Genomic DNA, 14,310 nt, shown 5'->3' with positions numbered 1-14,310 from the left:
GGGCTACGAGAATGGAGGTAATTCTATATGGACACTTCAAGGCTAGATGTAAATACTATGTACTTAAACATAAATAACTTTTCTGAAATTATTGGAGAAAAAATAAATTTACCTCCTGAAAGCCTCAGAAATTATATTTTAGCTAATATTTCAATAGCGATAGTTCGAAATACTACTATGAAGAGAGCTATTAATCGCATATACACTAAAGATAAAGAAAAATATTACCTAGAAACTAAAAAGTCCAGTTGTGTTAACCATATCATATTAACATTTGGAACTCTTGAACAAGAATTAGAATGTCGAAAAGTTCTTGGAGTTCTTTTAGTAGCAGAAAATGATTATATTTTAAGAAATAATATAATAAAATTGCTAAGAAAAAATTATCCTTCTATATATAGTGCTGTTAAAAATCATGATAAAAGACCTCTTATATCACGATATAATAAGATGGATGAATTCACCAGGAGTATTGAATTTAGACTTGATGAAGCAATATATTTTTATTTTTCTATATATCGTTCTATGGAAGCTGTAGATATTGGCTTTATCCAATCGATTATAGATGATATGCAGTTTTTTGAAACTTCAGCACCTATTAACAAGGATGTTTCCAAGGAAATAGAATTGCATAAAGCTAAGATTCAAGAATTAAAAGATTATCTTAAAAATAACTATGGCAAAATTTCCAATTATAAAGATATATTAACTAACAGCAATCCATCTTTAGTTTCCTATGGAGAAACCTTAAATAATTTGTTTACAATAAACAAATTTGATATAAATCATCTTTTTTCTGATTATCAATTTATTAACATAGATGAAATTCTTTTAGCTTATATAAAAAACCATAACCAATCAATAGATGATTCACTATTGCTTTTTTCCATAGTTTCTGGAGTGTTTATTAAATGCTTAATTAACGAATATAAAAAAAATAAGCTTCTATATTTTGAATCTAATCAAGAAACTTTATCCTTTGAAATAGATAATCTTAATGAAGTTAATAACAAACTTACTTTAGAAAACAAAGAACTATCGAAAAAGATTATACTTCTTGAAAGTGAAAAACTAGCCTTTGATAAAAATCTTAAGGATGAACTTACTAGGTTAAATAAATTTCATCTGCAAGAATTAAATATTTTCAAAAGTAAAATCAGCGCTCTAGAAAAAGATTTAAAAGAAGATACTATATACAAATCTGAGCTTTACAGATTAAGAGAATATATTTTCCAAGAAAAAAAACACTATATTTTCTTAAATGAATCAAGAAACTTTAAAGAACTCATAGCTGATAAAAAACTCATCATTATAGGTGGCACTAAAGAATGGAGAAGAAAATTTAGAGATAAATACCCAGAAATCAGAACTTTAAATGGCTTTAATGAAAGCTTCGATCCATCAATTCTTGCAAACTATTATTATATATTTTTCTATACAGGATTCATGAATCATTCTACTTATTACAAAGCTATAAATTTCATTAGAACTAATAACCTTAACTTTGGCTATATAGGTAAAACTAATATAGATTTGGTTGAACAAGAAATCATTGAAGAATTGGATACATTAACTTTAACTTGATTGCTTTATAGAAGTTATGGGGATATGGACGTATATATCTATACATAACAAATCAGCACAATAGAAATTTCTATTGTGCTGATTATACTTATTAGATTTTTTCTATATGCTATACAGTTCTTTTACTTACACCCCTAGTAGTATCAAGAAAAATATAAGCACAATTTATATTATAATTATCGAACCTTACTTAGGTTATTTATATATCCCTTATCTATCTCGTTTTTCTATTTGTCACTTTAGTCAGTTGGCATTTACCCTACCTTCTAACCAACTTATAAAGCTATAAACCTACACTTTTAAGTTTCCAGGTTATACTCTTAAAGTCTCCTCTAATCTCTGGTATATTCAAGCCTAAGTACATTAATTCGTCTCCTCCGATTATTGTATTTAGCTGTTCCTCTAAAAGGTATTCTTTATTTGGATCTAGTCCTTTTAATCTTAACCTTTTCATAGGCGGATTTGGTATAGCTAAAGTTTGAACATATACTATAAAAGCTTCATTTTTATCTTCTGATACATACATCCAAGCTGTATCATTTCCTTCAAAAGGGCTTAATATTCGATACATATCTCCAAATTGAATTAATTCTCTTATGCTTTTATATTGTTCTATTTGCTTTGCTACTTCCTTCTTCTCTTCTTCTGTAAACTTTGTAAGATCTAGCTCATATCCAAAGTTTCCAGACATCGCTACATCTGCCCTTGTCTTTAAAGATGTTACTCTCTCAACCTGATGGTTTGGAACTGCTGATACATGTGCTCCCATAGTACTGGTTGGGTACACAATACTTGTTCCATATTGAATCTTAAGTCTTTCGATAGCATCAGAATCGTCACTAGTCCATGTCTGTGGCATGTAATATAACATTCCTGGGTCAAACCTTCCACCACCACCTGAACAGCTTTCGAATAATACATGTGGGAAAGCCGAAGTTATAGCTTCTAACACTCTATATAGTCCTAGCATATATCTATGCGCTGTTTCTCTTTGTCTTTCAGCGTTTAATAATGCTGACCCAACTTCAGTCATGTTCCTGTTCATATCCCATTTAACATAAGCTATAGGCGCACTTTTTAAAACATCACTTATAGCCTTTATTATATATTGGCATACGTCTTCTCTAGATAAATCTAATATCAACTGCTTTCTTGCTTGAGATCGATTTCTATTTGGTACATGAATACACCAATCCGGATGTTTTCTATATAAGTCGCTATTTGGCGATATCATTTCTGGCTCAAACCATAATCCAAACTTTAATCCAAGATTATTAACACGTTTTGCTAAATCATCTAGACCTGCAGGAAGTTTATTTTTATCAACAACCCAATCTCCAAGAGAACAATTATCACTATCTCTTTTACCAAACCAACCATCATCTAGCACAAATAATTCTATACCTAATTCTCTTCCAACTTTCGCGATATCCTCAATTTTTTCTGCATTAAAATTAAAGTATGTTGCTTCCCAATTGTTTACAAGCACTGGTCTTGTTTTATCTCTATATTCACCTCTACATAATCTGGTTCTATAAAGTTTATGATAGGTTCTAGACATATCACCTATTCCCTCATTTGAATAAACCATCACAACCTCAGGGGTTTGAAAAACTTCACCTTTTTCTAATAACCAAGTGAAATCAAATGGGTTTATTCCCATAGATACTCTTGTAGTTTGATACTGATCAATTTCAGCTTCTGCTAAAAAATTTCCACTATAAATTAAGCTAAATCCATATACCTCTCCATTATCTTCATTTGCTTCCGAAGATAATAGGGCTATAAAAGGATTATGTTGATGGCTACTTGCACCTCTTCTACTGTCTATAGATTTTCTGCCTGTGCTCAAACTATCTATCTCAACATGACGTTCTCTAGCCCATGAGCCTGCTAAATGCAGAAACTTATAATCATTTCTATTAAAATCTACACTTATACTCAAAGCACGAAGAATTTTCAGCTTTTCATTTCCTTCATTTGCAAACCTTGCACTTCTTGTTATAACATTATGATCTTCAAAAACTGTATAAGTTAAAATGACTTTTAGCCCTATTAAAGAATCTTCCATAGTTATCTCTAAAGTCTCTGCTTCATCTACGCATTCAACATATGTTGATGGTAATCCTGCAAGTGTCGGTTTTCCTTTTAAGATCTCATGTGATACGTATTTAAGATCTGTTATAGTGGAACCGTTTTCTAATTGGACTATAAAAGCAGGATTTCGTAAATCTGTGTTCCCGTAGCTAGGATATTCTTGAGGTAATGTATCTAATGAAAGTATAGGTTTACTTGCATCTGGATTTGCAGAGAATGAACATCTTTCTCTTAGTTCTAATAGCTGTGAACTCCCAAAATTTCTTATTTTGCGTCCCCAGTGTAGATGTGTCAGATATCCATCTTCTGATATCTCTATAATGTAGCTGGTTTTTTTTGTTGATAAGTGAAATCTTCTGTTATGATCATTGTATAATATGCTCATGCTATTTTATCCTCTCGTGAAGTAAAATTTTGTACACTATTATACTATAAAATATATAGAAATAAAAAACATGGTATTATGTAAGATAAATATGGTATTATGTAAGATGATAAATGTATTAAGTTAGGAGGATTTACAGAAATATGATGATTAATGAGCGTTATATTATTTCTGAATCTATAAATAAAGAAAATCGAGATCTACTTGTATATCATCACGGCATAGAACAATGTATTCCTAAACATTGCTACGGCCCAGCTATACGAGACCACTACTTAATTCATTATATTTTGGCTGGTAAGGGGAAATTTCATGCCAACGGTAAAATTTACGAATTGGTCACTGGCGATGGTTTTTTGATACTCCCTGATATGGTAACCTTCTATGAAGCAGATGAAAACGAGCCTTGGACTTATGTATGGATAGGTTTTAGAGGTATAAAAGCTGCTGCTTATTTAGAAAGTGCTAATTTAAATATGAACAACCTTATCTTCAACTGTACAAGTGAAATCCTAAAAGAATACTTCTTTAAGATAATGAATGCTAATCTCTATTCTTCAGGCTATGAATTGAGACTTCAAGGATATCTAAGTATTATATTATCTGAACTTATAGATATAAGTGCTATGGATATCTTAGATACTAATAAACATTCAGATATCTATGTACGTAAAGCACTTCAATACATAGAAACAAATTATTCTGGTTCTACTTCTGTTGACGCTGTAGCCAAAGCCATAGGACTTAATCGTAATTATTTTAGTACCATTTTTAAAAAACATATTGGTATATCTCCAAAAGAATATATTATTCGTTATAAGATTGGTAAGGCCTGTGAATTCCTAAAAAACAACAGTTTGACTATTAGTGAAATCTCCAAATCTGTAGGTTATAATGACCCTTTAAGTTTTTCAAAAGTATTTAAACATATCAAAGGTGTTTCTCCTAAATATTATAGATTAAAAAAGGAAGATACCTAAGTATCCCCCTATAGAACGATAATATACATATAATGGTTATAATTCTGAAAAACTATAACAACTCTTGAAATCAGATATTAACGAATTTCTCATAAGCCTCTTATACCACGAAAGAAATATATTTTTTCATATCATTTAATACTAGAAAAGTAACTACCGTATACAAATACTTTAATTCTAATAGCGTTTAAAGAATAATTATAATAAGATAGAAATTTGAAATATAGACTCTATTCTATGATGTTTTTTAGCTCCTTAATCTCATTAATCTCCTCTTTCTTTCCAATTATTATCATGTCATCTGTTTCTATGAAATATATGTCATCTAAACCCTTTACTATTACTGGCTTTTTCGAACCAATAATAAGATTATTTTGCGAATTAATAATCTTTATATTTCCATCAATTAAATTATTTAACTCATCCTTTTCTCTATATCTTTCAACTGAAGCCCAAGTCCCAATATCATCCCAACCGAATTCACTTGGTATTACATAAATATCCTGTGACTTTTCCATGATTCCGTAATCTACAGAGATATTTGCTACTTGAGGATACATTTCTTTTAATGTATTTAAATAATCACCTTCTGGCTGACTATCGATATATTTTAATATCTCATAGGTTTTATCTAAATGCTTCTTAGTCAATTCTAGTATATTATCTGATTTCCAAATGAACATACCTCCATTCCAAAGATACTCCCCAGTCTGGATATACTCTAAGGCTTTTATAAAATTGGGCTTTTCTACAAATGCTTGAACTTTTCTAATTTCAATTTCATCAATATATCTACTATTTTTCTCACACTTTATGTATCCATATCCAACCTCAGGTCGGGTAGGTTTCATACCTAAAGTTACAATAGCTTCTGGCTTTTCATGAATAAACCTATTAGCTATATCTAAACTATGTAAAAACCGATCGATATTCTCTATAAGATGATCTGCTGGCAATACTGCTATAGTAGCATCTTCATAATGTTTTTTTATTCTGAAGGCAGATAAAGCTATACAAGGTGCAGTATTCCTTCCAACAGGTTCTAAAATTATATTTTCCTGTGGCAATTCTGGTAACTGTTCCTTTAAAATATTTAAATACATCTCACCAGTAACAACAAAAATTCTTTCTATAGGTATCAACTTTTTTAGTCTATTTACTGTCATCTGTATCATTGTTTCATTACCTAGAAGTTTCAAAAACTGCTTAGGTTTTTCTTCCGTAGATAAAGGCCAAAATCTAGTTCCCTTACCACCAGCCATTATAAGTGCACATAGCATAACATACTCCTCCTAAAGCAAAATATTTTTTCCGTCAACTACTCTGGCAAATTTCAATTTTCAAAATGCATTTAAACTTACATCTAAATATCATACACCAGTATATAATGAATGAAAATAGTTCAATAAAATTAATTTCTATTCCTTATATATATAACTAGTATTAATTGTAACATATTATGAATATTATATTTAGTCTAAAATCCTATATATTATCTTTAATATCTTTAGTATAATAATAAACTGGAATCTGAAATATGGTAACTAATAAAATTTTTTACCAATTTGACATGATTTTATAAAAAAATTATAATATACTTATAATATATATTCAAACGTCATAATATTAACATGCGAGGTATCAAATGGAACTAAAAGAATACTGGTATATCATAAAGAAACGATTGATTCTCATTATTTCTTTTACACTGCTTTGTGGTGCTATTTCAGGAATCATTACCACTTTTGTAATCGATAAGATATATACTGCTGACATTTCTGTTTTAATTGGTAAACAGGAATCCTCTGATTCTGAAAAAACATCAACTACCTATAACGATATTCTTATGTATCAAAAAATTGTTAAAACTTATAGTCAAATTGCCAAATCTCGTAAAGTTGCAGACGATGTTAAAGAAAAATTGTCACTAAATATGTCATCCGGAGCATTGCTAGGCTCCATGTCTGTATCTTCATCCACTGATACTGAATTTATGACTATAAGATTTTCTTCTAAAGATCCAGAATTGGCTGCTAAAATAACAAACCAATGGGCTGCTTCTTTAAAAGAAATAAGTAAAAAGATTAAGGGTAGTGATAATGTACAAATCCTTGATAATGCCCTAGTCCCATCAAGCCCCTCATCTCCAAACGTAAGATCTAATGTAATTATGACCTTATTTTTTGGTTTTGTCCTATCTATAGGCTTAACATTTTTGGTTGATTATTTAGATAATACAGTAAAATCAGAAGATGATTTATCTAAAATATTGGATTCTACTGTATTAGGTTCAATACCTGACTTAAAATTTGAAGAATAGAGGTAAAAATATGCTTAAATCCTTAGTTACTCACTTAGATCCAAAATCAGTAATTTCTGAAACTTATAGAACTTTAAGAACTAATATACAATATGCTAATATAGATGGAGATTTACGCTCAATTATAATCACCTCCTCTTCACCGTCAGAAGGAAAAAGCACCACCGTTGCTAATTTAGCCATAGCAACTGCTCAAACTGGGAAAAAGATTCTTATAATAGATGCAGATCTTAGAAAACCTAGTGTTCATAAAAAATTTGGAATAAGCAATCAATTAGGACTTACTAATGTTCTCACTGAACAATGTGAAATTTTTTCAGCTATTCAAAAGTCTGAAGTTAGAAATTTATATATTTTAGCCAGTGGTCCTATTCCACCGAATCCCTCAGAATTATTGGGCTCAAAAAAAATGCAAAATCTTTTAGATTTACTAAAAAGTAAATTTGATATGGTAATTATAGACACACCACCAGTACTAGCAGTAACAGATTCGCAAATACTTTCAACTGAAGTTGATGGAGTTATATTAGTTGCTGTTTATGGTAAAACGGATAAAAAAGCCTTGATCAAAGCAAAAGAACGTTTGGATAAAGTTGATGCAAATTTATTAGGTTCAATTCTAACAAGAGTACCTGCAAACTCAAAAAATGGAAGCTCATATTACTATTATTATTATGGAGAAAAAAAAGCTAAATGATAGATTTTCATAGCCACATTATTCCTAATATAGATGATGGGGCAGAAAATATTGCTACGACTTTAGAGATGCTTAAAATTAGCTATGGCGAAGGTACAAGCTGTATATGTGCAACGCCACATTTTATACCAGAAGAGATGGAAATTTCAAGATCATCTTATGATATTCTTTTTAAAGAAGTAGTCTATAAAAAATCTGCCAACATTAAAATCATTACTGGATTAGAATTATATATGAGCCCCAGCATTCCAAACCTTTGGGATAAAAAAAAGATTTGGGGAATAAATGATACAAACTACTTAATAATTGAACTTCCACTAAACAGCTATCCAAACTATGCTGATGATGTTTTTTATGAATTATCAATCCGTGGTGTTAAACCTATAATTGCTCATCCCGAACGGAATATATATCTCCAGAATAATCTTAGCAAAATGAAAGATTTACTAGGTAAAGACATCTTATTTCAAGTTAATTCCGGAAGTTTAACAGGTAAATTTGGAGAAGATGCAAAGAACACTGCTCATGATTTAGTTAAAAGAAATATGGTTCATCTTTTGGGGAGTGATGCCCATGGAAGCGATTCTAGAACTCCCAAAATCCGTAAAGCATTTGATTTAATTAAAGATATGAACCTTGAATTATATAATTGGATTTTATCTAATGAAGAAAATATAATTAACGGAAAACCTGTGCTTCCACTTCCTATCAAAGAAGAAGAAAAGAAAAAGACTATCTTCTCTTTTCTGAAAAAAAAGAGAAAGTAAAAAATTCCTCAAAGAGATATTTTTCTCTTTGAGGAATTTCAATTTTAAGCTTTATTACCATTATATTTAAAAATAAATTATCCATTAATAACTTTGAGAACTTTCTTATTTGTATACAAGGAACTAAACTATCAATTAGTTATCTAATAGTTTTACTTCTCCTGTTTCAATATCGTATATACCACCAATGACCTTTACTTCCCCAGCTTTAACTTTTTCTTTAATACCTTCATCTTCACTAAGTTTCTTTTTAGTGTTTTCTACATTTAATTCTACACATTTTTCCATGTCTTTTTCATTACCTATAGCTTTGTGAATTTCCTCTACTATAGTTTCGATTTTACCTTCAGCTCCACCTTCTACAGTTGCTTTTACAGCACCACAGCCTGTATGTCCTAAAACTAATACTACTTTTGCCCCTAAATGTTCTACACCATATTCCACACTACCAATTTCATAATCATCAACAACATTTCCTGCAGTTCTGATTACAAATAATTCACCTAAACCAGCACTAAAAATATGTTCTGGTGGTACACGTGAATCTGAACAAGTAACAACAACAGCATAAGGTTTTTGTCCATTTTTTGCAGTATCAGTACGGATTTCTGAAGTTATTTCAGCTTCATTAGTGTTTGATTTTATGTATTCCTTATCTCCATCTACTAACCTTTGAACAGCAGCTGAAGTATCTTCTGCTGACCTAGAAAGTTTTTCTTTTTTATCACTAGTACATCCTACTGACAACATAAGCATTGATGCAACTAATGTCAAACTTAAAATTTTTTTCATTATAGTACCTCTTCTTCATTAAATTTTTAAAGTCCCTATTATAATATTTATTATTAGTGAAACCCTAATAATACGTTATAATATTTTTATTTTAGTCCCTTAAATACAAATAACTTCAATTCTCTTCATCATCAGTTATATATTGTACTTATTAGTCAACAATTTGTAAAGTAATTTCGAAATTTATGTAAAATTTAATATTTATATATGAACTTAATACTTATTGTATATTTTAGTAATATTTTTATGAGTTTTACTGTTTTACTCAAAACTCTTGTATTTACAATAGGGTAATAGTATAATTTAAGTGGATTATTATTTACATAGTAATTTTCTTGCTTTTTAGATATATTGCTTAATAAATAATATTCTATTTTATCAAATTTTGAATTATATATTATTTGAAATATATAAATAGTACATATATTAGGAGGTTTTGCAATGTTAGTATCAGCTAAAGAAATGCTAAATGCAGCTAGAGATGGAAAATATGCTGTAGGACAATTCAATATCAATAACTTAGAATGGACAAAGGCAATATTATTAACTGCACAAGAAAACAAATCACCAGTTATATTAGGTGTATCTGAAGGTGCAGGAAAATATATGGGTGGTTATAAAACTATAGTTGGAATGGTTAATGGTCTTCTTGAAGAATTAAACATAACTGTTCCAGTAGCATTACATTTAGATCACGGTAGCTATGAAGGTTGCTTTAAGGCTATGGAAGCTGGATTCTCATCAATAATGTTTGATGGTTCTCACTACCCAATAGCAGAAAATATAGCTAAAACAACTGAATTAGTAAAAATCACAGGTGAAAAAGGTCTTTCTTTAGAAGCTGAAGTTGGATCAATCGGTGGAGAAGAAGATGGAGTTGTTGGTACTGGTGAAGTTGCTGATCCAGCAGAATGTAAATCAATTGCTGACTTAGGAGTTACTATGTTAGCTGCTGGTATCGGAAATATCCATGGAAAATACCCAGCAAACTGGACTGGATTAAACTTCGAAGTATTAGCAAAAATCAAAGAAGCAACTGGCGATATGCCATTAGTATTACACGGTGGTACTGGTATTCCTGAATCAATGATAAAAGAAGGTATCTCTTTAGGAGTTGCTAAAATCAACGTTAATACTGAATGCCAATTATCTTTTGCTGAAGCTACTAGAAAATATATAGAAGCTGGAAAAGACCTACAAAGCAAAGGCTTTGACCCAAGAAAATTATTAGCTCCAGGTTTTGAAGCTATAAAAGCAACAGTTAAAGAAAAAATGGAACTTTTCGGTTCTGTAAACAGAGCTTAATATCTTTTGATTGAGGATATCCTCAAATTTTAGAAATTAAACTCCATAAATAAACCTCACAAAAGTTTAAATTTTTGTGAGGTTTTTCTTTTTTATCTTGATGTTCCATCTTGTCCTGTAAGATATTTGTTAAGTTCTTGAGCCGCCTTACTCATAAACTCTGAATTTTTTTCTTGGAACTTCCTAGAGCTTTCTAAAAGTTTCTTGTACTCATCGGTATTCATCTTTTCTTCTCTTAACTTAACTACCCATTGATCTTGTGCTTGCGTAAGTGACTCTTGAGCAGCAATAACCCATTTTTCATTTACTTTTCTAAGTTCTATCATTGTAAATGTTGACAATGGTTCTTCTATATCCTTCAATTTTTGATTATATTGTACTGTAGCTAATGCAATAGGATCATTCGGAACTGAATCATTATAATCTACTTCAACTTTTGTAACATCTATTTTTTCTATACCATAACATTCCCAAGAATATTTAATGGTTTTGTATCCATCTGGAACTTGATAAAAAGTTGCATATTCTTTTTCATTTAAACTACTTACATTAGCATAAAATTCTCTTATAGCATTTTCTGGCGTATCTTGCTTAAATTCTCTAACAACACTATCATCTACAACTGGTAATCCTTCATTCTTATCTTTAGTAGATTCAGCTGAGTTTTTATTATCATTATTCACATTTTCAGTTGTTGAAGATGTTTCTTTAGAACTTTCGACCTTCTTCGAACTATCAGAATCATTTCCACAACCACTAAGAACGCATGCTGCTACAGAAACACCTGCAATAACTCTAAGTATCTTATTCACATTAACCACTCCCATTTTTCCCTATTTTCGATATTTCTACATATATATCTTTATTTTTTTACAATAATATTATATCATGTTTTTTATTTGTAATATATACAAAATAAAAGTAACACACATTGATAAAAAGCATATTCTTGTATACTTTTAAATCTTTTTTTCGAATTAAATATTATATATTTGTTAAATATATGTAATATTTTTCTTTTTATATTTACTTTTCCCATTGTCTATTGTAAACTATGCTTAATTACTTTAAATCATAGCGCTTGATTAGAGGATTAATCATTTTTTATACAAGGAGGATTTATTATGGAAAATTTTAAGACATTATCTGAAGTTGAACTTCATCAAATTGATGGTGGAAAGTGGAAATGGAAAAAGATCATTAAAATAGCTGCTGCTGTAGCTGGAACAGTTGTTACTATAGCTTCTGGCGGAGCTGCTGCCCCTGCTGTAATAGGCGGAGCTATTGCTGTTGCTAATGAACTTTAATTAAGAAAATAAGTCACATCGGCAAATAACTGATGTGGCTTATTTTTTTAGCTACATTGTTGAAATGTATACATTTTAACAATTCATTGGAACTCTTCACATTATAAGTACAACCATTTTTTAGTAATATATTTACATATGTTCATTTTTTTCTTATATATTTAATTTAGTTTTAATGATTGTATAACAAAATTTTATTTACATAAAATTATATTTACTATAAAATATATTTATATAGTTATTTTATGTATTGGGCACATAAATATAATTATAAATATTTAAATAAAATAGGGGGAATAAAAATGGAAAACTTTGTTTCATTAACAGAAGTTGAATTACATGAAATCGAAGGTGGAAGATGGAGTTGGAAAAAAATCGCTAAGGTTGCTTTTGCAGTAATTAAAACAGCAACAACTATAGCATCTGGTGGTGCTGTAATACCTGCTGTAATAAAAGGAGCTATTACGATAATTCCAGAACTTTAATACTTATAATTAACAATTTATTTTTATGAGGAGGAATAATTATGGATAATTTTTCACCATTAACTGAAACTCAATTAAACGAAATAAACGGCGGTTGGAGCTTAAAAAAAGCTCTAAAAAAAGCTGTAAGTGGTTTAGGAAAAATAATTAAGATTATTATAGATTTACCAAAGCCACCATCTCCTGGTCCAACAAATCCTGGACCTACATTCTAAATAGCCGTAAGAATATAAAAAATATAAATCCCTTTTAGTAGCTAAATTTTATTATTAAATCATCTACCAAAAGGGAGTATATCAATCTAATTAACTTTTTTTATTTTGCTACCACCGATAAGGTAGTTACGAGTTTTGCATATGTATTCTTGGCACATTCATCTATTGTTGACTTATCATAAGTTATTTCTTCAATAGAAGCCTCACAAATATTTTGTATAAGGGTATTCTCAAAATATGGATTCATTAATACAGGCTTAATCGCGTTCAATTTTTCTGTGGCATCAAACTGAACTGTCTTATCCAAAGTATTAAGATATTCTTTAGCTGCATTACTTACTGATAATCCTCTATCTGTACCCATTGCTACTATGCCCTCAGTGTCATTTACTAAATACTCCAATAGCATTGCTGCTTCCTTTGGATGCTCTGTGTTCTTGCTTATTGCAAATAGACTTGAAGGTTTTACGTACCAGCCAGAATTAACTGCATCATCTATTACTGGTAAATCTCCAGCAATCAACTCTTGGTTTTTATCTTTTAATTTTTTTGCATACTTTTCTGAGTTACTAATCCATTGATAAGTTCCTGCATATTTTCCTTCATCAAAATTGCTAATTTTCTTTCCTTGTAAATTCGGTATAACTTTTTTATCAAGCAAGGATTTATAAAAAGTAAGAAGATCTTTTATATCTCGCTCTGAAAAGCCAATTGTTCCATCTACTTTTATGAAATCTTTTCCCGTCTTCTGTTGAACATAAGTTGCAGCCAAATTCCATCCTCCTCTGGAATCTAATTCTAAAGGATAATAGCCTTCACCAAACTTTTCTGCAGCTTTAAAAAGATCATCCCAAGTTTTTGGAATTGGAACACCGAATTTATCAAAAGTGGTTTTATTATAATACAAACCTTTTACATTACTTGCTAATGGTACCCCATTTACTATATTATTTTTACTTCCATAAGATAATATTTTTTCATTAAAGTTTTGTAAATTGAATATATCTGATACCTTATTTAAATCATAAAAACCAGCTCCATCCTTTGAATACAATTGAAGCCAATCATAATTTATTTGCATAACATCAGGTTCCGTATTTCCCGCAATATATACAGCCATCTTTTTTTGAAAACCTGTCCATTCACCAAATTCCATCTTCACCTTAATATTTGGGTATTTCTCTTGAAACTTCTTTACTGCACTCATAGTTGCTTCATGTCTAGTATCAGTTCCCCACCACGAAAATTTTATAGTAACTGTTTCTTGTTGTTTAGTTGAATTTACTTTTTCATTTCCACATCCACTAAAACTAAATACAAAAACAAATATCACTATCAATGTCATTAATTTTTTATACATTTTTGCTGCTCCTTTC

Annotated in this window: 14 protein-coding genes; 9 read left to right on the top strand and 5 right to left on the bottom strand. The window is 29.9% G+C overall.

Features of this window, described 5'->3' with window-relative positions:
* The first annotated feature begins 27 nt into the window (after positions 1 to 27).
* Positions 28 to 1,584, top strand: a complete 1,557-nt coding sequence (locus CLOCEL_RS02910) for a hypothetical protein (RefSeq protein ID WP_010074889.1) — start codon at positions 28 to 30, stop codon at positions 1,582 to 1,584.
* 283 nt (positions 1,585 to 1,867) lie between these two features.
* Here the strand turns inward: CLOCEL_RS02910 and CLOCEL_RS02905 are convergent, their stop codons facing one another.
* A complete protein-coding gene (locus CLOCEL_RS02905; RefSeq protein ID WP_010074890.1) occupies positions 1,868 to 4,066 on the bottom strand; it encodes an alpha-galactosidase in 2,199 nt (732 codons plus the stop codon).
* Positions 4,067 to 4,209: 143 nt separating this feature from the next.
* Here CLOCEL_RS02905 and CLOCEL_RS02900 point away from each other — a divergent pair, with 143 nt between their 5' ends.
* Entirely contained in the window at positions 4,210 to 5,046 is an 837-nt protein-coding gene (locus tag CLOCEL_RS02900) for an AraC family transcriptional regulator (protein ID WP_010074891.1), read from the top strand.
* A 230-nt stretch (positions 5,047 to 5,276) separates the two neighbouring features.
* On the opposite strand, the gene CLOCEL_RS02895 is transcribed toward CLOCEL_RS02900, so the two are convergent.
* Positions 5,277 to 6,326, bottom strand: coding sequence for a mannose-1-phosphate guanylyltransferase (locus CLOCEL_RS02895; protein WP_010074892.1), 1,050 nt, complete (start codon positions 6,324 to 6,326; stop codon positions 5,277 to 5,279).
* Positions 6,327 to 6,691: 365 nt separating this feature from the next.
* Between CLOCEL_RS02895 and CLOCEL_RS02890 the strand changes: the two genes are divergently transcribed.
* Genes CLOCEL_RS02890 through CLOCEL_RS02880 form a run of 3 tightly spaced genes read left to right on the top strand, consistent with a single transcriptional unit; the run spans position 6,692 to position 8,830 of the window.
* The gene (locus CLOCEL_RS02890; protein WP_010074893.1) at positions 6,692 to 7,366 is read left to right on the top strand and encodes a YveK family protein; all 675 of its coding nucleotides are present in this window, start codon (positions 6,692 to 6,694) and stop codon (positions 7,364 to 7,366) included.
* A gap of 10 nt (positions 7,367 to 7,376) precedes the next feature.
* Positions 7,377 to 8,063 carry a CpsD/CapB family tyrosine-protein kinase gene (locus tag CLOCEL_RS02885; protein WP_010074894.1) on the top strand — a complete coding sequence of 229 codons (687 nt, stop codon included), beginning with the start codon at positions 7,377 to 7,379 and terminating at the stop codon, positions 8,061 to 8,063.
* Positions 8,060 to 8,830 carry a tyrosine-protein phosphatase gene (locus CLOCEL_RS02880; protein WP_010074895.1) on the top strand — a complete coding sequence of 257 codons (771 nt, stop codon included), beginning with the start codon at positions 8,060 to 8,062 and terminating at the stop codon, positions 8,828 to 8,830. The genes CLOCEL_RS02885 and CLOCEL_RS02880 overlap by 4 nt, the downstream gene beginning before the upstream one ends.
* Before the next feature lie 135 nt (positions 8,831 to 8,965).
* On the opposite strand, the gene CLOCEL_RS02875 is transcribed toward CLOCEL_RS02880, so the two are convergent.
* Complete coding sequence (locus CLOCEL_RS02875) at positions 8,966 to 9,622, bottom strand: carbonic anhydrase (RefSeq protein WP_010074896.1); 657 nt, start codon at positions 9,620 to 9,622, stop codon at positions 8,966 to 8,968.
* 441 nt (positions 9,623 to 10,063) lie between these two features.
* Between CLOCEL_RS02875 and fba the strand changes: the two genes are divergently transcribed.
* Positions 10,064 to 10,927, top strand: a complete 864-nt coding sequence (gene fba, locus CLOCEL_RS02870) for a class II fructose-1,6-bisphosphate aldolase (RefSeq protein ID WP_010074897.1) — start codon at positions 10,064 to 10,066, stop codon at positions 10,925 to 10,927.
* Positions 10,928 to 11,019: 92 nt separating this feature from the next.
* Here fba and CLOCEL_RS02865 read toward each other — a convergent pair whose 3' ends face one another.
* Positions 11,020 to 11,739 carry a hypothetical protein gene (locus tag CLOCEL_RS02865; RefSeq protein ID WP_010074898.1) on the bottom strand — a complete coding sequence of 240 codons (720 nt, stop codon included), beginning with the start codon at positions 11,737 to 11,739 and terminating at the stop codon, positions 11,020 to 11,022.
* Between the two features lie 312 nt (positions 11,740 to 12,051).
* Between CLOCEL_RS02865 and CLOCEL_RS02860 the strand changes: the two genes are divergently transcribed.
* The 3 genes from CLOCEL_RS02860 to CLOCEL_RS22180 all read left to right on the top strand — a co-directional run bounded on the left by CLOCEL_RS02860 (position 12,052) and on the right by CLOCEL_RS22180 (position 12,934).
* Positions 12,052 to 12,234: a class IIb bacteriocin, lactobin A/cerein 7B family gene (locus tag CLOCEL_RS02860; protein WP_010074899.1), complete on the top strand. Its 183-nt coding sequence runs from the start codon at positions 12,052 to 12,054 to the stop codon at positions 12,232 to 12,234.
* 302 nt (positions 12,235 to 12,536) lie between these two features.
* On the top strand, positions 12,537 to 12,719 hold the full coding sequence (locus tag CLOCEL_RS02855; RefSeq protein ID WP_010074900.1) for a Blp family class II bacteriocin: 183 nt from the start codon (positions 12,537 to 12,539) through the stop codon (positions 12,717 to 12,719).
* Positions 12,720 to 12,760: 41 nt separating this feature from the next.
* A complete protein-coding gene (locus CLOCEL_RS22180) occupies positions 12,761 to 12,934 on the top strand; it encodes a bacteriocin (protein WP_010074901.1) in 174 nt (57 codons plus the stop codon).
* 100 nt (positions 12,935 to 13,034) lie between these two features.
* On the opposite strand, the gene CLOCEL_RS02850 is transcribed toward CLOCEL_RS22180, so the two are convergent.
* Positions 13,035 to 14,294 carry an ABC transporter substrate-binding protein gene (locus CLOCEL_RS02850; RefSeq protein ID WP_010074902.1) on the bottom strand — a complete coding sequence of 420 codons (1,260 nt, stop codon included), beginning with the start codon at positions 14,292 to 14,294 and terminating at the stop codon, positions 13,035 to 13,037.
* Between the last annotated feature and the right edge of the window lie 16 nt (positions 14,295 to 14,310).

Source organism: Clostridium cellulovorans 743B (assembly GCF_000145275.1).
In the GTDB taxonomy this organism is placed as follows: domain Bacteria; phylum Bacillota; class Clostridia; order Clostridiales; family Clostridiaceae; genus Clostridium_K; species Clostridium_K cellulovorans.
The sequence above is the reverse complement of the archived record's forward strand: the minus strand, read 5'-3'. Positions and strand labels throughout refer to the sequence as shown.